Origin of the sequence: Janthinobacterium sp. NFX145 (genome assembly GCF_049810325.1) — a bacterium.
GTDB classification, from domain to species: domain Bacteria; phylum Pseudomonadota; class Gammaproteobacteria; order Burkholderiales; family Burkholderiaceae_D; genus Janthinobacterium; species Janthinobacterium rivuli.
In genome coordinates this window covers 1,339,104-1,359,547 of the sequence record NZ_CP187360.1, presented here as the reverse complement: position 1 = coordinate 1,359,547, position 20,444 = coordinate 1,339,104, and the positions used below count along the sequence as shown (strand labels likewise).

The 20,444-nt window shown below is 62.7% G+C and carries 21 protein-coding genes; 18 read left to right on the top strand and 3 right to left on the bottom strand.

Annotated features, from left to right (window positions below; genetic code table 11):
- Positions 1 to 68 precede the first annotated feature (68 nt).
- Positions 69 to 713: a transposase gene (locus ACPJXG_RS06085; protein WP_425253695.1), complete on the bottom strand. Its 645-nt coding sequence runs from the start codon at positions 711 to 713 to the stop codon at positions 69 to 71.
- 70 nt (positions 714 to 783) lie between these two features.
- On the bottom strand, positions 784 to 1,350 hold the full coding sequence (greB, locus tag ACPJXG_RS06080; RefSeq protein WP_425253694.1) for a transcription elongation factor GreB: 567 nt from the start codon (positions 1,348 to 1,350) through the stop codon (positions 784 to 786).
- A 115-nt stretch (positions 1,351 to 1,465) separates the two neighbouring features.
- Between greB and ACPJXG_RS06075 the strand changes: the two genes are divergently transcribed.
- The 12 genes from ACPJXG_RS06075 to ACPJXG_RS06020 all read left to right on the top strand — a co-directional run bounded on the left by ACPJXG_RS06075 (position 1,466) and on the right by ACPJXG_RS06020 (position 14,340).
- Positions 1,466 to 2,056 carry a membrane protein gene (locus ACPJXG_RS06075; RefSeq protein WP_035821327.1) on the top strand — a complete coding sequence of 197 codons (591 nt, stop codon included), beginning with the start codon at positions 1,466 to 1,468 and terminating at the stop codon, positions 2,054 to 2,056.
- Positions 2,056 to 3,576 (top strand): histidine kinase, encoded by a 1,521-nt coding sequence (locus ACPJXG_RS06070; protein ID WP_425253693.1) that lies wholly within the window; start codon positions 2,056 to 2,058, stop codon positions 3,574 to 3,576. The genes ACPJXG_RS06075 and ACPJXG_RS06070 overlap by 1 nt, the downstream gene beginning before the upstream one ends.
- Before the next feature lie 30 nt (positions 3,577 to 3,606).
- The gene (locus tag ACPJXG_RS06065) at positions 3,607 to 4,254 is read left to right on the top strand and encodes a response regulator (protein ID WP_034753998.1); all 648 of its coding nucleotides are present in this window, start codon (positions 3,607 to 3,609) and stop codon (positions 4,252 to 4,254) included.
- Between the two features lie 198 nt (positions 4,255 to 4,452).
- Positions 4,453 to 6,024 (top strand): diguanylate cyclase, encoded by a 1,572-nt coding sequence (locus ACPJXG_RS06060; RefSeq protein ID WP_035821329.1) that lies wholly within the window; start codon positions 4,453 to 4,455, stop codon positions 6,022 to 6,024.
- A 339-nt stretch (positions 6,025 to 6,363) separates the two neighbouring features.
- Positions 6,364 to 7,875, top strand: coding sequence for a flagellin (locus tag ACPJXG_RS06055; RefSeq protein WP_425253692.1), 1,512 nt, complete (start codon positions 6,364 to 6,366; stop codon positions 7,873 to 7,875).
- 84 nt (positions 7,876 to 7,959) lie between these two features.
- Positions 7,960 to 8,331, top strand: a complete 372-nt coding sequence (locus ACPJXG_RS06050) for a flagellar protein FlaG (protein ID WP_099403002.1) — start codon at positions 7,960 to 7,962, stop codon at positions 8,329 to 8,331.
- Between the two features lie 229 nt (positions 8,332 to 8,560).
- The gene (fliD, locus tag ACPJXG_RS06045; protein WP_425253691.1) at positions 8,561 to 11,242 is read left to right on the top strand and encodes a flagellar filament capping protein FliD; all 2,682 of its coding nucleotides are present in this window, start codon (positions 8,561 to 8,563) and stop codon (positions 11,240 to 11,242) included.
- 22 nt (positions 11,243 to 11,264) lie between these two features.
- On the top strand, positions 11,265 to 11,711 hold the full coding sequence (gene fliS / locus ACPJXG_RS06040; protein WP_035821338.1) for a flagellar export chaperone FliS: 447 nt from the start codon (positions 11,265 to 11,267) through the stop codon (positions 11,709 to 11,711).
- 3 nt (positions 11,712 to 11,714) lie between these two features.
- Positions 11,715 to 12,041, top strand: coding sequence for a flagellar protein FliT (locus ACPJXG_RS06035; protein WP_035821340.1), 327 nt, complete (start codon positions 11,715 to 11,717; stop codon positions 12,039 to 12,041).
- A 26-nt stretch (positions 12,042 to 12,067) separates the two neighbouring features.
- Entirely contained in the window at positions 12,068 to 13,249 is a 1,182-nt protein-coding gene (locus tag ACPJXG_RS06030) for a flagellar hook-length control protein FliK (RefSeq protein ID WP_425253690.1), read from the top strand.
- Positions 13,242 to 13,568: an EscU/YscU/HrcU family type III secretion system export apparatus switch protein gene (locus ACPJXG_RS06025; RefSeq protein ID WP_035821344.1), complete on the top strand. Its 327-nt coding sequence runs from the start codon at positions 13,242 to 13,244 to the stop codon at positions 13,566 to 13,568. Before ACPJXG_RS06030 ends, ACPJXG_RS06025 begins: the two co-directional genes overlap by 8 nt.
- Before the next feature lie 25 nt (positions 13,569 to 13,593).
- Positions 13,594 to 14,340: a flagellar brake protein gene (locus ACPJXG_RS06020; RefSeq protein WP_099402999.1), complete on the top strand. Its 747-nt coding sequence runs from the start codon at positions 13,594 to 13,596 to the stop codon at positions 14,338 to 14,340.
- Positions 14,341 to 14,483: 143 nt separating this feature from the next.
- Here the strand turns inward: ACPJXG_RS06020 and fliE are convergent, their stop codons facing one another.
- A complete protein-coding gene (fliE, locus tag ACPJXG_RS06015; RefSeq protein WP_230539976.1) occupies positions 14,484 to 14,786 on the bottom strand; it encodes a flagellar hook-basal body complex protein FliE in 303 nt (100 codons plus the stop codon).
- Here fliE and ACPJXG_RS06010 point away from each other — a divergent pair.
- From ACPJXG_RS06010 to fliJ, 6 genes are all read left to right on the top strand, one after another.
- Positions 14,683 to 15,039 carry a hypothetical protein gene (locus ACPJXG_RS06010; protein ID WP_425254802.1) on the top strand — a complete coding sequence of 119 codons (357 nt, stop codon included), beginning with the start codon at positions 14,683 to 14,685 and terminating at the stop codon, positions 15,037 to 15,039. The genes fliE and ACPJXG_RS06010 overlap by 104 nt on opposite strands.
- 74 nt (positions 15,040 to 15,113) lie before the next feature.
- The gene (gene fliF, locus ACPJXG_RS06005; RefSeq protein ID WP_099402998.1) at positions 15,114 to 16,829 is read left to right on the top strand and encodes a flagellar basal-body MS-ring/collar protein FliF; all 1,716 of its coding nucleotides are present in this window, start codon (positions 15,114 to 15,116) and stop codon (positions 16,827 to 16,829) included.
- Complete coding sequence (gene fliG, locus ACPJXG_RS06000; protein WP_034754023.1) at positions 16,822 to 17,820, top strand: flagellar motor switch protein FliG; 999 nt, start codon at positions 16,822 to 16,824, stop codon at positions 17,818 to 17,820. Before fliF ends, fliG begins: the two co-directional genes overlap by 8 nt.
- 43 nt (positions 17,821 to 17,863) lie before the next feature.
- The gene (locus tag ACPJXG_RS05995) at positions 17,864 to 18,565 is read left to right on the top strand and encodes a flagellar assembly protein FliH (RefSeq protein ID WP_051959609.1); all 702 of its coding nucleotides are present in this window, start codon (positions 17,864 to 17,866) and stop codon (positions 18,563 to 18,565) included.
- Between the two features lie 89 nt (positions 18,566 to 18,654).
- Entirely contained in the window at positions 18,655 to 19,971 is a 1,317-nt protein-coding gene (gene fliI / locus ACPJXG_RS05990; protein WP_233516143.1) for a flagellar protein export ATPase FliI, read from the top strand.
- Positions 19,972 to 20,003: 32 nt separating this feature from the next.
- A complete protein-coding gene (fliJ, locus tag ACPJXG_RS05985) occupies positions 20,004 to 20,444 on the top strand; it encodes a flagellar export protein FliJ (RefSeq protein WP_035821358.1) in 441 nt (146 codons plus the stop codon).

The window sequence follows — 20,444 nt, the reverse complement described above, 5'->3', positions numbered from 1 at the left end:
TAATTCATATACGCAGCAAAAAACTGGGGTCAGACCCGCCGGGTCTGACCCCGGATCTCCGCTGCGGACTACCGGCGCATTTCCGCGACTTGCCGTAAAAACGTCTGATCGCCTACGGCAAATTCGGCATTGACTGCCTCTCGCAGTTGTCCGATGCAACGCTCGCCCAACTCATCCTGAAATAATGTTTGGTATTTCTTTTGCCGTTCAGATGCGTCACGTCCAAGCGTCAAATACAAGGAATGCGGGGACAGCAGATCATCATGTACGCCCTGCGCATTGCTCCGATAGCTGGACCAGCAATATTGCCCAGGTAATGCCACGATGCCAGCCCTGACTGGATTGAGTTCGATATAGCGCTGGCAAATCAATAAATAACGCTCGCCCTGCACCAGGCAAGATTTGTAGCGGCCTTCCCACAAGCTGCCGGTGCGGCCATAACGCCAATTGAAATACTGCACATAACGCTGATTCAGCATTTTCATCAGCGACGACAGGAAAACTGTGCTTTGCGTGGAAAGCAAGAGATGCACATGATTGCTCATGACCACATAAGCATGCAATTGGCATGGCGCAAGCGCCAAACAACTGCGCAAATAATCCAGATAACGCTGCTTGTCCTGCCCATCAAGAAAGCAGGCTTGACGATTCACGCCACGCTGCACCACATGCAGCGGAACGCCGGGCAAGGCGAGGCGAAGGCGGCGGGGCATGGCAGCTCCTGATAGCAACTAAAGAATCAGTGTGCCTGCGCGCGCCTCACGCATCCTGCGTCACCGCAAACTACCCCTCCCCCGGCGCAGGATACGTCACTTCCAGCAATTCCAGCTCCTGCTCGCCCTGCGGCGTGTTGAGGGTGATCACGTCGCCCTCGCGCGCCTTGGTGATGGTGCGGGCCATGGGCGAGACCCAGCTGATCTTGCCGTTCAGGGGATCGAACTCGTCGATGCCGACGATGGTGATGGTATGCGTTGCGCCGTCGCTGGTGCGGTAAGTCACCGTGGCGCCGAAAAACACCTGATCGTTGCCATGGTGCACGCTGGGGTCGACGATGGCGGCCAGGTCCATGCGCTTGGTGAGGAAACGGATGCGGCGGTCGATTTCGCGCAAGCGCCGCTTGCCGTAGATATAGTCGCCATTTTCCGAGCGGTCGCCATTCGACGCCGCCCAATGGACGATGCGCACCACTTCCGGCCTGTCGACGTCGATCAGCTGCAGCAGCTCTTCCTTGATGCGCTGGTAACCGGCCGGCGTGATGTAGTTCTTGGCGCCGGCGGGAATGGCCAGCGCCAGCGCGGCCGCTTCTTCATCATCGTCGTTGTCGGATTCTTTTACAAAGGCTTTATTCATCTGCCTATTGTAGCCCCGCCAGGGAGCCACGGGCACACGCGATGCGGGGGCAAACGGGCTTTTTTGACGTATCATCGTGGCAATCGCGGCAAACCTGCGCCGCACACGGAGACGGATGAAAAAATTCTACAGAGTCAGGCGCTGGCTGTTTGCGCCGCTGGTCTACCTGGCCGCCATCTTCCTGCTGATCGAGGAATGGCTGTGGGCGACCGGCGCGCGCATCATGCAGGTGATCGCGCAATTTCCGCCCCTGCATGCGCTCGAAGCGTGGATCAAGCGCCTGCCGCCGTACTGGGCGCTGGCCATCTTCGTGCTGCCAGCCGTGCTGCTGTTCCCCGTCAAGCTGCTGGCCCTGCTGGCGATCGCGCGCGGCCATGCGTTTTCCGGCATCGGCGTGATCGTGATCGCCAAGCTGGGCGGCGCGGCCGCCGTCGCGCGCCTGTACAGCCTGACGCGCCCCACCCTATTGAGTTTGCCGTGGTTTGCGCGCTGGCATGGCCTGTTCATGGAAACCAAGGACCGCTGGATCGCCCGTCTGCGCGCCACGCGCCCATGGCGCCGTGTCAGCCGCCTGTCGGCCGCGCTGGGCCGCGCCCGCCGCGCCTGGTGGCAGCGCCTGCGTACGCGCGCCGCCGCCGGGCGCCACAGTTCGCGCCCGGCCAGGGTGCTGCGCCGCTTCGCCGCCTTCTGGCGCGCGCGCCGCTGATGAAGAAAGCCAACGCCATGCACGACACTCCCCGGCTGGCGCCCGCCATGCGCGCGGCGACGCCGGAAATCTACCTGTTTGACGCGGCCAGCTTGCAATTGCTCGACGCCAACGATGCCGCCTGCGACAACTTGCAGTATGCACGCAAGCAATTGCTGGCGATGACGCCCTTCACCCTGGCGCCGCAGCTTGACGCGCAGCAACTGGCCGCCGTGCTGGCCACCTTGGACGACAGCATCGGCGCGCAGGCCCGGCTGCACGTACAGCAGCGCCGCCGCGATGGCAGCCTGTATTCGCTCAGCCTGCACCTGTCGCGCGCCCACCGCCACGGCCGCGCCCTGTTGCTGGCCGAAGGCGAAGACTTGCGCACGCCGCAGGCGACGGCCGCCGCCCTGGCGCAGGTGCAGTCGCGCTTCAACGCCATCGTCTCGAATACGCCGGGCCTCGTGTACCAGTTCTGCCTGCATGCGGATGGGCGCGCCGCCTTCCCCTACCTGAGCGATGGCTGTCAAGCCCTGCTGGGCTTGGGGCCGGCACAGCTACACGCGCGCCCGGAACTGTTTTACCAATTGATCCTGGCTGACGACCGCGCCTCGTATCTGGAATCGATGCACGCCTCAAAAAGCGCCTTGTGGAGCTGGAACTGGGAAGGCCGCATCTGGATCGATGCCTGGAAGGACGTCAAATGGATCAACCTGCGCTCCACGCCGCGCGCGCTGGCCGACGGCACGGTGCAGTGGGAAGGCATCATGACGAATATCACGGAAAGCCGGCTCGAACAGATCGAAGTGCGCCAGTCGCGCGCGCGCCTGGCCGAGCTGACCGCGCACATCGACAAGGTCAAGGAACACGAACGCACGCGCCTGGCGCGCGAACTGCACGATGACCTGGGCGGCAATCTGACGGCCATCAAGATGGCGCTGGCCATGCTGGCGCGCCGCCTGCCGCCGGACGACCCGCAGTTGCAGGAAAAGGCCGACTATGTCGATGCCCTGGTCGACCGCAGCATCGACGCCGTGCACCGCATTTCGCTGGACTTGCGCCCCTCCATGCTGGACCTGGGCCTGGTTGCCGCGCTGGACTGGCAAGTCAAGGAATTCGCGCGCCAGGCCGGCATCGAATGCCAGTTCATTTCGAACCGCCAGCATATCGAACTGGAACTGGACCAGGCGACCAGCCTGTTCCGCATCGCCCAGGAGGCGCTGACGAATATCGCCAAGCATGCGCAGGCAAGCAAGGTCAGCGTACGCCTGGCCCGGCAGCGCCAGCATATCAGCCTGTCGATCGCCGACAATGGCGTCGGCATGCGTCTGTCAGACCGCGCCAAGCCGCAATCGTTCGGCATTCGCGGCATGGCCGAACGGGCCAGCGCGCTGGGCGGCACCCTGAGTCTGATGGACGGGCCTGGCGGCGGTACCATCCTGAGCATAAAAATCCGGCTGACCACGGCGCGAGAGGCGATAATAGCGGCTGCAGCCAGTGCGCCCGCGCACAGCGGGCCGTCGCCAGACACGGCCTAGTGGGTGAATTAGATAGGAAACAACGCAGTCATGAAAGAAAAAGCCACCATCCGGGTATTCATCGCCGACGATCATGCGATCGTGCGCGAGGGCTTGAAGCAAATCCTCGCCGACACGAAGGACATCATCGTGGCCGGCGAGGCCGAAAATGGCCACGACGCCATCAAGCTGTTCCGTGGCTCGAAATGCCAGGTGTTGCTGCTCGACATCTCCCTGCCCGACCGCAGCGGCATCGAGGTGCTCAAGCAGATCAAGAAGGAAAAGCCGGAACTGGCCGTGCTGATGCTGTCCATGCACCGCGAGGACCAGTACGCCATCCGTTCGCTCAAGGCGGGCGCGGCCGGCTACCTGACGAAACAGAGCGCGCCGCGCGAACTGGTCACAGCCATCCGCCAGGTGGCACAGGGCTTGAAATACATCAGCGCCTCGCTGGCGCAGGAACTGGCCAACACGGTGGGCGAAGACCACGAAACGGCCTTGCACGACACCCTGTCGGACCGCGAATACCAGACCCTGGTCATGATCGCCTCCGGCAAGGCCGTGGGCGCCATCGCCGAAGAGCTGAAATTGTCCGTGAAGACCGTCAGCGAATACCGCGCCCGCTTGCTGGTCAAGATGAAACTCAAGAACAGCGCCGAACTGACGCATTACGCCATCCGCAACCAGCTGGTGGATTGACGGCAAAGCGGCATGCACGCTGGCATCGGGCGAATTGACAGGACTTCTCCTTGCTTCTCGCACAATAAGTTCTTTGCCAACTCGCATATCATGAGGATAATGAGAAATATCTAAAAAGGCTGTGCCTACATGTCCAGTAAATTGCCAACTTCCCCAGCAAGCGCTCCCGCTGGCGCCACGAATACCGCCACCGCCGCGATGAACCCGGCCGATATCGCCCGCGAGGCGTTTCGCCGCCTGGCCACGCGCCGCATCGCCCCCACGCCAAGCGCCTACCGCGATATCTACAATGAAATCGCCGGCATCAGCGAACCGGCAGAGACGCCGGCTACGCCTGGCGCCGTGCTGGCCGCCAGCGCACCGACGGAGAGCGGCGCGGAAAACGTCCTGACGCAATTCGCCGCCAAGATGAGCGAATCGGCGGGCGAACTGGGCGACTTTGGCCGGCGCTTCCAGCGTGCCCTGAAAGCGCGCGACTGGGACAGCTATGCCCGCACCCTGGCGCAGCTGGCGGAAAAACAGGTCAAGAAAGGCGGCGGCATCGAATTGCCGCCCCTGCCGGACGGCGAACAGACGCGCACCCTGCGTGAATTGCTCAGCCGCACCCTGGGTTTTGCCGTCGCCACCTTGCTCACGGGCACGCCCGCGCTGGTGGAAGAAGCCGAATCGCTGGGCGCGGCCATCAAGCTGGCCCACACGGAAGAAGCGCTGAACGAAGCGGCCCTGCGCCTGAAACAGCTGTGCTACCAGATCGAACTGAAAAGCGGCGACACGGCCGAGCAGCAGGAATTGCTGCTGCGCCTGTTCAAGTTGCTGCTCGATAACGTCAGCCAGTTGCTCGACGACGACAGCTGGCTGCGCGGCCAGGTCGATGCCGTGCAAAACCTGATCGCCGGCCCGCTCGACCAGCGCGCGCTGGAAGACGCCACGCGCAGCCTGAAGGAAGTCATCTACAAGCAGGGCCAGCTCAAGCACAGCCTGTCCGACGTCAAGCTGACGGTCAAGAACATGATGATGACCTTTATCGACCGCCTGGGACAAGTGGCGGCCAGCACGGGCGACTTCCATGAAAAGATCGGCGGCTATTCGGAAAAGATCAGCCAGGCGGAAAATATCAGCGAACTGAACAGCGTTCTCGACGAAGTCCTGCGCGAAACGCGCATGGTGCAGAACGAAGCCTTGCGCGCGCGCGACAAGATGGTGCTGGCGCGCCAGGAAGTGCAGGATGCGGAACAGCGCATCCACACGCTGGAAGCGAAGCTCCAGCATATGAGCGAACTGGTGCGGGAAGACCAGCTGACGGGCAGCCTGAACCGCCGTGGCCTGGACGACGTGTTCGAGCGCGAGACGGCCCGCTCCGACCGCCGCGGCACGCCGCTGTGCATCGCCATGCTGGACCTCGACGATTTCAAGCGCCTGAACGACACCTACGGCCACCTGGCCGGCGATGCGGCGCTGAAACACCTGGTCAAAATCGTCAAGGAAACCCTGCGCTCGATGGACGTCATCGCCCGCTTCGGCGGCGAGGAGTTCCTCATCCTGCTGCCGGAAACGACGGTCGAGGCCGCCTCGTCGACGATGACGCGCTTGCAGCGCGAACTGACCCGGCATTTCTTCCTGCACGACAACGAAAAAGTCTTGATCACCTTTTCCGCCGGCGTGGCCCTGCGCCTGCCCAATGAAGACCAGGCCGAACTGGTCAAGCGCGCCGACCGCGCCATGTACCAGGCCAAGCAAACGGGCAAGAACCGCGTGGTGGTGGCGGACTGAACCCTGGCGCTTCGCCGCATGCCGTCCCGCCACCCGGCCGGACGGCATTTCTCATGACAAAAACAACAACATTCCTCCCTCTCCGGCGCCCCGCCAGCCTGCGCAACATATAAAAATAAAACTATTTTTACCCTCAAGTTTCCTTAAATCCTGTCGTCTAGCGCGCTGCCGGCGGCAAACTGAAGGGTTAAAAATTAAAATTTAAAGCACTTTTCGCCATAAATTTTCCCGCAGAGCAACCGTTACCCTAAACAACAGCGGCTTGATTGTCCCGGAACAGCGGGGCAGGCCAAAGTGACTAGCACATAGCGCAATGTAGTACCTGTTTGGAGAATTATCATGGCTGCAGTAATTAATACCAACATCTCGTCCCTGAATTCGCAACGCAATCTGTCGACCTCGCAGTCGGCCCTGAGCACCTCGCTGCAACGCCTGTCCTCCGGCATGCGCATCAACAGCGCCAAGGATGACGCCGCTGGTCTGGCAATTTCCGACCGTATGACGTCGCAAATCCGCGGCATGACCCAAGCCACCCGCAATGCAAACGACGGCGTCTCGCTGGCTCAAACGGCTGAAGGCGCGTTGGCAAGCTCGGGCGACATCCTGCAACGTATCCGCGAACTGGCAGTTCAATCGTCGAACGCCACCAACTCGTCGAGTGACCGTCAGGCGCTGCAAACCGAGGTAGGCCAGCTGGGTTCGGAATTGAACCGTATCGCCCAAACCACCTCGTTCAACGGCCAGGCGCTGCTGGACGGCACCATGGGTACGGCCAACTTCCAGGTCGGCGCAGATGCCAATCAGCTGATTTCCGCCAGCGGCGCGAACTTCCTGACCAACACCTACGGCAACAACCGCATCGCCAACGATGCATCGGCTGTCAAGAAAGATGCCGTCGGTAATGCAGTTGTCGGCAAGCTGACGATTTCCGGCTCCATTGGCACCACGACCGTCGACACGACGGCCGCCGTCGCCGAAACGGCACCAGGTGCAGGCGATGCCATCAAAGGCAGCACGGCCAAATCCGTCGCCGCCGACATCAACAGCCAAACGGCGAAAACGGGCGTGACGGCAACGGCACAAACGGACGTCAACCTGAACCTGGGCGCCGAATCGTATTCGTTCTCCATCGGCTCGGATAACGCCAAGGGCGTCACCGTATCGTTCGCCGTCAGCGGCACCGCATCGACCGCAGCCGACTATGCCGCAGGCATCAACGCCATCAATGCCCAAACGGCAAAGACCGGCGTGACCGCCCAGTACGACAGCGTCAACAAGGGCATGAAGCTGACCAATGCATCGGGCGAAAATATCGCTCTGACGCAAGGCACGACGGCCAACGTCAAGTTCGACGTTGATGGCTACAAGGCCGATGGCACGGTACAAGCCGCAGCCAAGTCGATCATCACTGCAGCCGATGCCGCCACGGTCAACGGCCGCGTGACCTTCGATTCGCAAAACAGCTTCTCGGTCACGGAAACCACCACGACCGGCCTGGCGATTGGTAAAGCAACGGCACAGGGTTCGACCCTGAACTCCGTGTCGACCCTGGACGTGACGACGTTTGACGGCGCGCAGCTGGCACTGAAAATTGCCGATGCTGCACTGGCAACGGTCAACGGCCAACGCGCCCAATACGGTGCTTTGCAATCGCGCTTCTCGTCGGCGATTTCCAACCTGCAATCGACCACGGAAAACCTGTCCGCATCGCGCAGCCGCATCGTCGATACCGACTTTGCATCGGAAACGGCCAACATGACCCGCGGCCAGATCCTGCAACAAGCTGGTACGGCCATGCTGGCGCAAGCGAACTCGCTGCCAAACGGCGTCCTGAGCCTGCTGCGCGGCTAATCTCCGATTAGTCAGGCAACAGCTTAGGACTCTGATTCCCCTGCCGGATTTTTTCGGCCGGGGAATTTTCACTAGGAGAGCACCATGACTATCGACACGATAGCGGCCGCCTCCGCGGCCAGGATAGACAAGAGTTACGGCACGACGGACGCGTCGCCGGCACGCCCGGCAACGCCACGCATGGCCTCGGAAAACGACACGGTTGCACCACAGCAAGCCAGCAAGGAGCCCAGCCGCGAGCAGCTGGACAAAGCCGTCTCGGAATTGAACCAGTCCTCGCAAATGAAGACGCAAGGCCTGGAATTTTCCATCGACGAAGACAGCCAGCGCACGGTGGTCAAAATCATCGACCAGGAAACCAAGGAAGTACTGCGCCAGATTCCTACCCGGGAAGCCCTGGAATTGTCCAAAACCTTCGATTCGGCCAAAGGTTCGCTGATCAGTCAAAGCGCATAGCGATGGCATGGCACACGGACATGCGACATCATGGCAATACGCATCGGCATGACCACGGGGTTCGGTAGCCTGGCTATCCGGCCCCGATTTTATTGCAATTAACGCAACACTCCCCTGCCCCTTTCCCGCTTTTTCGCTCCCGCTGAAAACAGCGCGGTAAATCCCCCTCTCAAGTCCTGATTGATTCTGCCGATAACAGCTTATATTAGCGTTTTCCTAGGAGTATTCAGTGGCCATCACACCTACACTTTCATCCATCGGCATCGGCGCCGGCGCCAGCGGCCTGGATGTGAATGCCATCATCGACAAGCTGATGACGGCCGAAGCCGCACCGCTGGGTACTTTTGACAAGAAAACGGCCTCCTACCAGGCCAAGCTCAGCGCGATGGGCACGCTCAGTGGCGCCGTCAGCACTTTCCAGAATTCGCTGTCGGCCCTGTCCAATACCAATAACTTCCGCGCCGTCAGCGCCACGCCCGCCGATCCACTGGTGCTGTCCGCCAGTGCCGGCGCCAAGGCCGTGGCTGGCAACTACAACATCAATGTCACGCAACTGGCCCAGTCGCAGACCCTGATGTCGGGCGGCATGGCCAACAAGCTGTCGACCATCGGGCTGGGCAGCAAGACAACGATTTCCTTCCAGTTGGGCTCGCTCACCGGCGGCACCTTCGGTTTGAACGGCACCGCCCTGGGCGCCACCACGGCGCAAACCGGCATCAGCAACGGCTCGCTGATCCTCAACGGCACCGCCATCCCCACCGATGCCAGCACCAAGAGCGCGCGCGCCCTGGCCGACGCCATCAACGCCAAGAGCAGCACCACGGGCGTGACCGCCACGGCGCAGCCGACATCGAGCAGCGCCACCATGTTCGCCGGCTTCGGCAGCGTCGAAACGGGCGCGGATGGCACCTATTCGCTGTCGGTGGGCGGCGTCGAGATCGTTACCCAGGGCAACGGCGTGGCCGCCAACGGCGGCATCACGGCCGCCTCGCTCGACACGACGCTCGAAGGTCCGAATGCCGTCTCGAATGCGCTGGCCGCGGCCAACATCACCGTCACCGGCAAGGCCGCCGATGGCACCCTGAAATTTACGCGCGCCGACGGTTCCAACCTGAACATCGAAGAAGTGGTGACGGGTTCGGTCAAGGGCGGCATCGGCCACGCCTCGAACGCGGTCAATGACGGCTCGAACGTGACGCTGACCAGCACCATCAACCTGGCCTCGAGCAATGCCAGCCCGATCACCATCGCCGGCAGCAATCCGACCGCCGCCGGACTGACGGCAGGCTCCGGTGGCGCCTACATGAACACCAATTTTACCCAGGACGGCACGCAGGCGACGGGCACGGTGGTGATCGACGCCACCAATAACACCCTGCAAGGCATCCGCGACGCCATCAATAACGCGGGCCTGGGCGTGACGGCCAGTATCGTTTCGGACGGCACGGACAAGCCGTTCCATCTGGTCCTGAGCTCGTCGAAGACGGGCGCCAACTCATCGATGAAAATCTCGCTGAGCGGCAGCGACGGCCTGCCGCCGGACAGCGCCCTGAATGACTTGCTGTCCTACGATGCGAGCGGCACGCAAAACCTGAAACAGAACAGCGCCGCGCAAAACACGAATTTCAGCGTCAACGGCATCGCCATCACCAGCGCGTCGAACAGCGTCGATACGGCCATCGAAGGCGTGACCCTGGGCATTGCCAAGGTCGGCAGCACCAGCTTGTCGGTGCAGAAAGATACTTCCACCGTCAAGACCAGCATCAATGCCTTCGTCAAGGCGTATAACGACCTGAACACGGCGATGGCCAAGATGACGGCCTATGATCCGGAAACCAAGAAGGGCGGCGTCCTGCTGGGCGACTCGACCGCGCAATCGATCCAGAGCCAGTTGCGCAAACAGCTGGGCGCACCGATTACCGGCTTGAACAGCAGTTTGAGCACCTTGAGCCAGGTCGGCATTTCCTTTCAGAAAGATGGCAGCCTGACCCTGGATTCCAGCAAGCTCGACAAGGCCATCAGCGCCAACTTCACCGACATCGCCGGCCTGTTTTCCGCGCTCGGCAAGGCCACCGACAGCAACGTCGCCTTTACCAGCTCGACCGCCGCAACCAAGCCCGGCAGCTATGAACTGACGATCACCACGATGGCCAGCCAGGGCTCGATCACCTCGGCCGCCGTGCTGCCGGCCACCACTACGATAGGCAGCGACACCACGTGGAGCATCACGCTGAACGACACCGAGCCCAGCGCTGCCAAGAATACGGCCCAGGTCGTCATTCCTGCCGGGACGTACACGCCGGCCCAGATGGCGTCCATCATCCAGTCATCGGTCAACGGCGTGAAGGCCTTTTCCGACAACGGCGCCACCGTATCGGCTTCCATCGACGGTACGGGCAAACTGGTACTGGCGTCGAGCCGCTATGGTTCCGTCTCGAATATCGCCATCAGCAGCGGCACCGGCACGGCGCCAACCGATCTGTTCGGCGCATCCGCCCCCGTCAAGGGTGCGGACGTGGCTGGCACCCTGGGCGGACAACCGGTGATCGGCTCGGGCCAGACCCTGACGGGCGCCGCCGGCTCCCCGGCCGATGGCCTGAAGATTGAAGTCACGGGCGGCACCACCGGTTCGCGCGGCACCGTCAGTTTCTCGCAAGGCTATGCCTACCAGCTGAATAACCTGGCCACGTCCTTCCTCGGCACCGACGGCATGATCACCAACCGTTCCAAGGGCCTCAACGAAACCATCAAGAGCATCGCGACGCAGCGCGACAAGTTCAGTGACAAACTGAACGACATCGAAACGCGCTACCGCGCCCAGTATTCGCGCCTCGACGTGACGCTGAGCAGATTGACGTCCACGCAAAGCTATTTGACCCAGCAGCTGGCAGCCATCGCCGCCAACCGTTAAGCCCAATCATCAGGAGAATTAAATGTTTGGAACCCAACAACGCGGCGTCAACGCCTATGCCAAGGTCGGTCTGGAAACGGGCATCGTTTCGGCCTCGCCGCACAAGCTGATCGTGATGCTGTACGACGGCGCCCTGGTGGCCGTGCTCAGCGCGCAGATGCACATGAAATCGGGCAATGTGCCGGAAAAAGGCAAGTCCATCTCGAAAGCCATCCAGATCATCGACAATGGCTTGCGCGCCAGCCTGGACAAGGAAGCGGGCGGCCAGATCGCCGAAGGCCTCGACGCCCTGTATGAATACATGAGTGCGCGCCTGCTGGCGGCCAACATCCGCAACGATCTGGCCATGCTGGAGGAAGTGCAGCGCCTGCTCACCGACTTGCGCGAAACCTGGAACGCCATCGGCGCCACCCCCGCCGCCATGCCTGGCGCCGACCTGAAACGTATGCCCAGCCTTGCGAGCGCCTGACCCATGATGACCAATCAAGAAGTCCTGACCACCTACGAAGCCATGCAGACCCTGACGGGCCAGATGGTCACCGCCGCCACCAACGCCGACTGGGATGCGCTGGAAGCGCTGGAGCAGCGCATCAGTGCGCATGTGGCCGCGCTGAAGGCGAATGAAGAAAAAGTCGTGCTGGAAAGCGCCGGCCGCCAGCGCAAAGTCGCCCTGATCAAGCAGATCCTGGAAGACGACCGCAAGATCCGCGACCTGACCATGCCGTGGATGGCGCAATTGTCCAAGCTGATCAGCAGCACCGGCACTGAGCGGCGCCTGGCCAACGCCTACGGCGCGTAAGCGCCCACGGGGCAAGGTCCGCTATCATGTTGCCGAAGATGGATGCGATCGGCATGACGCCCCTGACCCCGGTCAAGCCCACGCGGGCGGCCGACGCCGTCGCCGATCCGCGCCAGGCCGAGTTCCAGCGCTCGCTGCAGGGACTGATCGGCAAATCCATGCAGGGACAAGTGCTGGCCCGCATGGGCGACGGCAGCTTCCTCGTGCGCGTAGCCGGCACGCCGGCCCGCATGCAGCTGCCCGCTGGCGCCCAGCCAGGCACGGAAATCCCGCTGACCTTGATCGGCATCAATCCCCGCCCCTCTTTTCAAATCGGCAATAGCCGCGACCAGCCCGCCAGCGCCCTGCTCACGTATGCGGACGCGGACGCCGAACCCGACGCCCTTGACGCGCGCGGCCCCCAGGCCGGCGCCGCCCAGGCGGGCACGCGCGCCAGCAGCACGGCCGCCACCCTGCTCAGCCGCGCGCCCCTGACACCGGCCAATCTGCTGCCCGCCCTGGCAAGCGACACGCCCGCGCCCGAGCTGAGCTCCACAGCGCGCGCCATCAGCAGCGTACTCAGCCAGGCGGAAAGCGTGCCCGGCGCGCCCATGTCGCTGGTCGGCAAGACGCCGCTGATGGCCACACCGGGCGCCGCCCCGGCCCAGGTAGCGCAGAATCTGCGCGATGCCGTCGGCAGCAGCGGCCTGTTCTATGAATCGCATGTGGCCGAATGGTCCGAAGGCAAGCGGCCGCTCGCGTCGCTGCAGCTGGAGCCGCAAATGCAGAAGGCGGCCCAGGGAGACATCGCCAGAACGGGGACCGACCTGGCTTCGGCGCAACTGATCAATTTACAGCTGCATACGCACGAGCAGGCGCGGGTGCAGTGGCAGGGCGAAGCGTGGCCCGGCCAGAAGATGCAGTGGGATATCAGCCGCGATGCGCCGGAAGGCCAGCAGCACGCTGGCACGGAGGCCGACGAGGAAGCGACGGCCTGGCGCAGCAACGTGCGCTTCCAGTTTCCCCTGCTGGGCGACCTGGCCGCGCACGTGGTCTTGCAGGGCGGCCGAGTGGCCATCCAGCTGCAGGCGGGCAGCGAAGGCAGCGCCGGCACCTTGCGCCAGCATGCGGCGGCGCTGGAAGCGTCGCTGGACGCGGCCGGCTGGCCCTTGTCGTCGTTGACGATCGCAGGCAAGCCCGAGGCGGCCGCTGGAGAAGATGATGCTTGACGACACCAAGCGCAAGGTGCCGCAGACGGCCGTCGCCCTGGCCTACCAGAGCGGCACGCCGGCGCCCAAGGTGGTGGCCAAGGGCAGCGGCCTGATCGCGGACCAGATCATCAGCACGGCGCGCGAGCACGGCGTCTTCGTACATGAATCGAAGGAATTGGTGGCGCTGCTGATGGATGTCGACCTGGACCGCCAGATTCCGCCCGGCCTGTATCGGGCGATTGCGGAACTGCTGGCCTGGTTATATCATATTGAATCTGCGAATGGCGGGCCGATCCCGCCGCCGCCCGACACCAGCGTCAACCTCACCGATACATAGACAGGCATCAATGCAAGCACATATTATGGATTCCGGCCTCGAAAACTGGCATGATTTTGAAGTGGAATCGCGGCGGGAAATCATCGCCTTGCTGCGCAGCATCAGCGAAAAGAACCAGCTGATCCGCATGCTGATCCACGGTGAATCCGATGTGTGCGTCACTTCCATCCTGGAAGTCGATGCCGAGCACGATAGCGTCATCCTCGACCGTTCCGTGAACGCCGACCAGAACCGGCGCATGCTGGCCGCCAAGGGCATTTCGTTTGAAACCTCGCTTGACAAGATCCGCATCCTGTTTGCCAGCGCCCAGGTGGAAGAGTGCCATTACAGCGGCACACCCGCCTTGAAAATTGCCATTCCAGAAACACTGATCCGCTTGCAGCGGCGCGAGTATTACCGCATGACGACACCGGTGAGCAATCCCGTGCGCGTCTCGATCCCCCTGCCGCCTTCGCTGGGCGGCGCCGACACCCTGTTCCCGCTGGCCGACATCAGCTGCGGCGGCATCGCCATCCTCGACAATAAACTGATGCTGGGCGAAACCATCGGCAGGGACTATCCCGGCTGCCGCATCGACTTGCCCGACGTCGGCATCGTCACCGCGACTCTGCAAATTCGCAATTCGCTGGACATGACCTTGCTGAACAACAAGCTGAACCGCCGCCTCGGCTGCCAGTTCGTCGACCTGCCGCGCAGCATGCTGGCGCACGTGCAGCGCTATATCACGCGTCTTGAACGCGAGCGCAACGCCCGCATGGCTGGGTTAGGTTAACACCTTACAAACCTACTGCGCGTCGCCATTTGCGGCCTGCGATGCTCACTGTACTAGAGTACAGTTCCGCTTCTCGGCCACAACTGGCTTCCGCTCGCTACGGTTTGTAAGGCGTTCGTGACGTAGCAATACACTTGTCTGTATCAAACCTGCATATTCATGATCTCATGATATGCCGAGACTAACTTATTGCGCACCTGCACCGTCGCCTGGAATTCGATGCTCGACTTTTGCATCGATACCATCACGTCCGACAGGCTGACCTTTTCGTCGCCCATGGTAAAGCGCTGGCCCAGTGCCGACGAGGCCTTTTGCGCGCCGCTCACGGAGTCGAGCGCGCTCTTGAAGGCATCGGCAAAATTCACCTTTGCCGCCGGCATCTCGGTCTGGATCGCCGGTATTTTCGCCTCCGGCCGCGTGGCCGCCGACTTCAGTTGCGCGATCATCGCCTCGATCCTGCTGCTATCGATACCGCCTGTTTTCACCCTGCCTCCCGATTCTGGTCTGCTTCATATCTGTTCCATGCCTGTTGCACCCAGAGAACAAAACCCTGGATTGCAAGGCAACGACGGGTACAATAACTTCCGTCACATGTTGCCAGGGTTCCACAATACCAGCGTCAACGCCAGCCGCTCGGCCGAGCAGGCGGCAAAAGCGCCTTCTATTTGGACGATTGAAGCGCGTGACAGTGGCGGATAATTCTGCATATCGCCCCTCCTCCCGAGGAAGCGGCCCCCGCTCATTACCAAACATACGCGCCCTGGAAGGCAATCATGGCTGTAGCCGAAGAAATCGATGTGAACCGCATACCCCCGGAACCGGCGCCTGCCCGCTCGCCCGTGGAGTCCGTGCAAGCCTTCGCCAAGACGCCGATGGGCAAGAATTTCCTGCGCGGCCTGGGCGTGGCGGCACTGGTCGCCATCGGCGTGGCCCTGTACATGTGGAACCAGCCGCCCGAATACAAAGTCCTGTTCTCGAACTACACGGACCGCGATGGCGGCGCCATCACCGCCTCGCTGGACCAGCTGGGCATCAAGCACAAGTTTTCCGAAGGCGGCGGCGCCATTCTCGTGCCATCCGAACAAGTCCACGACGCGCGCCTGAAACTGGCCGCACAAGGCTTGCCCAAGGGTGGCAACGTGGGCTTCGAGCTGATGGAAAACCAGAAGCTGGGCGTGTCGCAATTTTTGGAGCAGGTCAATTTCCAGCGCGCCCTCGAAGGCGAACTGGCCAAATCGATCGAATCGGTGTCCGCCGTCGACACGGCGCGTGTCCACCTGGCGCTGCCCAAACCGTCCGTCTTCGTGCGCGAACAGCAAAAACCGACGGCGTCCGTGCTGCTGAACCTGCATCCTGGCCGCGGCCTCGACCAGTTGCAGGTGAGCGCCATCGTGCACCTGGTGGCGTCCAGCGTGCCGGAGTTGCTGCCGATCAATGTCACCGTGGTCGACCAGGCCGGCACCCTGCTGTCGAACCAGGAAAAGGACAAGGACCGCGCCAACGGCATCAAGAGCCTGGACCCGAACCAATTAAAGTACGTGCAGCAATTGCAGCAAAGCGTGATCAAGCAGGTCGAATCGATCCTGCTGCCCATCGTAGGCGAAGGCAATGTGCGCGCCGAAGCGACGGCCGATGTCGATTTTTCGCAAAGCGAGCAGGCGGCCGAGACCTACAAGCCCAATTCGCCGCCGGAAGCGTCCACCATCCGCAGCCAGCAAACGAGCGAATCGACGGGCGCCGGCAATGCCAACCCATCCGGCGTGCCAGGCGCGCTGTCGAACCAGCCGCCAGGCGTGGCGACGGCGCCGTTGACGGCCGAAGCGCCTGGCGCACCGGGCGGCGCGCCGACGGCACCGACACAGAAGGAATCGACGACGAATTATGAAGTCGACAAGACCGTGCGCTACGAGCAGAAATCCATGGGCGGCTTGCGCCGCCTGTCGGTCGCCGTCGTCGTCAACTATCGCCGCAGCTTCGACAAGGATGGCAAGGTCACGGTCAAGCCGATTTCCCCTGCCGAAATGGTCCAGATCAATAATCTGGTCAAGGAAGCGATGGGCTACAACAAGGAGCGCGGCGACAGCTTCAGCGTGGCCAACTCGCCCTTCGACGGCATCGACCGCGCGCCGGAAGGCAAGCTGGAGTGGTGGCGCGACCCGGCCAACTTGCCGCTGGCCAAGGAACTGGCGAAATTCCTCATCACGGCCCTGATCCTGCTGTATATCTTCATCAAGATCGTGCGCCCGATGCTGCGCCCCGTGATGCGCAAGATCGACGATTTCGGCGCCCCGCCGCCCGTCATCGAACCGGAACTGGCCAAGACGGACGAAGAAAACGAAGTCCTGCTCAGCGAAGCGGAGCTGGAAGAGCTGGAAGAAGATACGGCGCGCGGTTATCGCGAAAACCTGGCGATGGCCAGGAAACTGGCGCAGGAAGACCCGCGCGTGGTGGCCAACGTAATCAAAGCATGGATAGGCAATAATGACTGAGACAACGGGACTGCAAAAAGCATCGATCCTGATGCTGGCACTGGGCGAGAGCGAAGCGGCCGAGGTCATGAAATTCCTCGGGCCGCGCGAAGTGCTGAAACTGGGCGCCGCCATGGCCACCATGAAGGGCATCGCGCACGAGCAGGTGGTCGAGGTGCTCGGCGACTTCCGCGCGCAGACGGAACTCAATTCCACCGTCGGCCTCGATTCGGACGAATACATCCGCCAAGTGCTCACCAAGGCGCTGGGCGACGACAAGGCGTCCGTGCTGCTGTCGCGCATCCTGGGCGGCAAGGATGCGTCCGGCATCGAATCGCTGAAGTGGATGGATTCGCAATCCGTTTCCGAGCTGATCCGCAACGAACACCCGCAGATCATCGCCACCATCCTCGTCCATCTGGAGCGCGACCAGGCCTGCGAAATCCTCGGCCACTTCACGGACCGCCTGCGCAACGACGTCGTCTTGCGCATCGCCACCCTGGACGGCGTGCAGCCGGCCGCCTTGCGCGAACTCAACGACGTGCTGACGAAACTGCTGTCGGGTAACGAAAACATCAAGAAATCGTCGCTGGGCGGCGTGCGCGCGGCGGCCGAGATCCTGAACTTCATGAGCGGCGAGCAAGAAGGCTCGGTCATGGACAATATCAAGAACTACGACAATGACATGGCGCAAAAGATCATGGACGAAATGTTCGTGTTCGACAACGTGATCGATATCGACGACCGCGGCATCCAGCTGCTGCTGCGCGAAGTACAGTCGGAAATGCTGATCATCGCCCTGAAAGGCGCCTCGCAGGAGCTGCGCGACAAGATCTTCAAGAACATGTCGCAGCGCGCCGGCGAGATGATGCGCGAAGACCTGGAATCGAAAGGCCCCGTGCGCCTGTCGGAAGTGGAATCGCAGCAGAAACAGATCCTGCAGATCGTGCGCCGCCTGGCGGACGAGGGGCAGATTGTCCTAGGCGGAAAAGGCGAGGATTCGTTTGTCTAACTTGATTCCCAAAGAGCAGCAAACCGCCTACCAGCGCTGGGAAATGACCTCGTTTGGCGACGAGCGTCCCAGCGTGGTGGCGGCGCGCAAGCTGCTGGAACCGGATCCCGAACCGGAATTCGATCCATTTGCCGAGCTGCAAGAGGAAGAGCCGGCCCCGCCGCTCGAATATCCGACGCAGGAAGAGCTCGACGCCATCCGCGAGGAAGCGCGCGCCACGGCCTTCGACGAAGGCCGCGCGGCCGGCTATGCGGAAGGCCACGCGGCCGGGCATGCCGACGGCCATGCCGAGTCGTATGCGCAAGGCAAAGCGGCGTCCGCCGTGGAACTGGCGCACCTGCAAACCATCGCCGTCGACTTCGGCACGGCCGTGCAGCAGGCCGACGAGCTGATCGCCAACGACGTCATGGAACTGGCCCTGCAACTGGCCAAGGGCATGCTCAAGACGGCCTTGCCCGTGCGCCCCGAATTGATGCTGCCGATGGTGCGCGAAGCCATCGAATACTTGCCCGTGCTACAACAACCGGCCTTGCTGATGCTCAACCCGGAAGACGCGCAAGTGGTGCGCGACGGCATCGGTGATGAGCTCGACAAGGGTGGCTGGCGCGTCATCGAAGACCCCAGCGTGGAACGCGGCGGTTGCAAGATCGACACGGCCAGCAACCAGATCGACGCGCAGACATCCACCCGCTGGCACCGCCTGACGCACGCGCTGGGCAAAGACCTGGACTGGCTGGCGCCGTGAGCGAGCCCGTCAAAGGACCGACTGCCCATGCGGCGCGCTGGCGCGCCTACCTGAGCGACTGTACGGCCGTGGTCGGCTTTGTGGAACCGATGCAGATTTCAGGCCGCGTCACGCGCGTGGCCGGCCTGGTGATGGAAGCGGTGGGCTTGCGCCTGGCCGTCGGCGCCGCCTGCACCGTGCCGCTGCCCAATGGCGGCCGGGTCGAGGCGGAAGTGGTCGGTTTTGAAGGCGAGCGCCTGTTTTTGATGCCGCAAAGCGACGTCGAGGGCATCGTGCCCGGCACCCGCGTGTTTTCCGTCGAACCGGCGATACCGCGCCCCGGCAGCGTGGCGCACCCGCGCCGCCGCCCCAGCGACCGCGCGCGCCACCTGCCCGTGGGGCCGCAACTGCTGGGCCGCGTGCTCGACGGCGCGGGCCGCCCGCTCGACCAGCTCGGTCCGCTGCACACGACCGACAGCGCCCCCATCAACGTGCGCCCCGCCAATCCGCTGGGCCGCGCCCCCATCGTCGACACGCTCGACGTGGGCGTGCGCTCGATCAACGCCATGCTGACCGTGGGCCGTGGCCAGCGCATGGGCCTGTTCGCCGGTTCCGGCGTCGGTAAAAGCGTGCTGCTGGGCATGATGGCCCGCTACACGGAAGCGGACGTGATCGTCGTCGGCCTGATCGGCGAACGGGGACGCGAAGTAAAAGAATTCATCGAGCAGATTCTCGGCCCCGAAGGCCTGGCCCGTTCCGTCGTCGTGGCCGCGCCGGCCGACACGCCGCCGCTGATGCGCCTGCAAGGGGCCGCGTATGCGACGGCGATTGCCGAACACTTCCGCGACCAGGGGCAAAACGTGCTGCTGATCATGGATTCGCTGACCCGCTACGCCATGGCGCAGCGCGAAATCGCCCTGGCCATCGGCGAGCCACCGGCCACCAAGGGCTATCCGCCGTCCGTCTTCGCCAAGCTGCCCGTGCTGGTGGAGCGGGCCGGCAATGGCGAGGAAGGCGGCGGCTCGATCACGGCCTTCTACACCGTGCTGACCGAGGGCGACGACCAGCAGGATCCGATCGCCGACTCGGCGCGCGCGATTCTCGACGGCCACATCGTGCTGAACCGCCGCCTGGCCGAAGCGGGACACTATCCGGCCATCGACATCGAGCAATCGATTTCGCGCGCCGCCCACTCGATCACCACGCACGAACACCAGCAGCAGGCGCGCAAGCTGAAACAGCTGTATTCGCGCTATGAACGCAGCCGCGACCTGATCAGCGTGGGCGCCTACAGCGCCGGCACCGACCCCGTGCTGGACCAGGCCATTGCCCTGCATGAAAAGATCGAGGCGTTTTTACAACAGCAAATCACGGAGCGGGTCAGCATGGACGAGAGCTTGGGGCAACTTACCGCTCTATTCGACTGATTAGGGCTTGCATAGCGGGAATATAATCAGCCATGGCCTCTCCTTCCCAACTTGCAACCCTGATCGACCTTGCCCAGCGCGAAACGGATGACTGCGCCAAGCGCCTGGGCGCGGCCCTGAAAGCGCTCGACGATTGCCGCCAGAAACTCGACATGCTGTCCGGCTACCGCGACGACTATGCCAAGCGCTTCGAGGCAAGCATGAGCAGCGGTATTACGCCCATGGCTTACCGCAACTTCCAGGCCTTCATGGTCAAGCTCGACAGCGCCATCCTGGGCCAGCAGCAAGTGGTCGAGCATGCGCAGGCGCGCAGCGACAATGAAAAGATGCGCTGGCAGCTGGCCGAACGCAAGCGCATGTCCTACACCACCCTGAACAACCGGGCGCAGGAACAGGCGCTGAAGCTGGAAAACAAGCGCGACCAGAAAGCAATGGATGAGCACGCGGCGCGACAAGCCTATTACAAACGCTAA

Bases quoted from the DNA above. Each gene is read 5' to 3' on its own strand.
- ACPJXG_RS06070 (WP_425253693.1), top strand. From the start codon at position 2,056: ATGAAGAAAGCCAACGCCATGCACGACACTCCCCGGCTGGCGCCCGCC.
- fliI (WP_233516143.1), top strand. From the start codon at position 18,655: ATGCAGATTTCAGGCCGCGTCACGCGCGTGGCCGGCCTGGTGATGGAA.
- fliE (WP_230539976.1), bottom strand. From the start codon at position 14,786: ATGATCGCGCAACTGAAGTCGGCGGCCACGCGGCCGGAGGCGAAAATA.
- ACPJXG_RS06025 (WP_035821344.1), top strand. From the start codon at position 13,242: ATGCTTGACGACACCAAGCGCAAGGTGCCGCAGACGGCCGTCGCCCTG.
- ACPJXG_RS05995 (WP_051959609.1), top strand. From the start codon at position 17,864: ATGACCTCGTTTGGCGACGAGCGTCCCAGCGTGGTGGCGGCGCGCAAG.
- fliS (WP_035821338.1), top strand. From the start codon at position 11,265: ATGTTTGGAACCCAACAACGCGGCGTCAACGCCTATGCCAAGGTCGGT.
- greB (WP_425253694.1), bottom strand. From the start codon at position 1,350: ATGAATAAAGCCTTTGTAAAAGAATCCGACAACGACGATGATGAAGAA.
- ACPJXG_RS06050 (WP_099403002.1), top strand. From the start codon at position 7,960: ATGACTATCGACACGATAGCGGCCGCCTCCGCGGCCAGGATAGACAAG.
- ACPJXG_RS06075 (WP_035821327.1), top strand. From the start codon at position 1,466: ATGAAAAAATTCTACAGAGTCAGGCGCTGGCTGTTTGCGCCGCTGGTC.
- fliG (WP_034754023.1), top strand. From the start codon at position 16,822: ATGACTGAGACAACGGGACTGCAAAAAGCATCGATCCTGATGCTGGCA.
- ACPJXG_RS06055 (WP_425253692.1), top strand. From the start codon at position 6,364: ATGGCTGCAGTAATTAATACCAACATCTCGTCCCTGAATTCGCAACGC.
- ACPJXG_RS06030 (WP_425253690.1), top strand. From the start codon at position 12,068: ATGTTGCCGAAGATGGATGCGATCGGCATGACGCCCCTGACCCCGGTC.
- ACPJXG_RS06020 (WP_099402999.1), top strand. From the start codon at position 13,594: ATGGATTCCGGCCTCGAAAACTGGCATGATTTTGAAGTGGAATCGCGG.
- ACPJXG_RS06060 (WP_035821329.1), top strand. From the start codon at position 4,453: ATGAACCCGGCCGATATCGCCCGCGAGGCGTTTCGCCGCCTGGCCACG.
- ACPJXG_RS06065 (WP_034753998.1), top strand. From the start codon at position 3,607: ATGAAAGAAAAAGCCACCATCCGGGTATTCATCGCCGACGATCATGCG.
- fliJ (WP_035821358.1), top strand. From the start codon at position 20,004: ATGGCCTCTCCTTCCCAACTTGCAACCCTGATCGACCTTGCCCAGCGC.
- fliF (WP_099402998.1), top strand. From the start codon at position 15,114: ATGGCTGTAGCCGAAGAAATCGATGTGAACCGCATACCCCCGGAACCG.
- ACPJXG_RS06035 (WP_035821340.1), top strand. From the start codon at position 11,715: ATGATGACCAATCAAGAAGTCCTGACCACCTACGAAGCCATGCAGACC.
- ACPJXG_RS06085 (WP_425253695.1), bottom strand. From the start codon at position 713: ATGCCCCGCCGCCTTCGCCTCGCCTTGCCCGGCGTTCCGCTGCATGTG.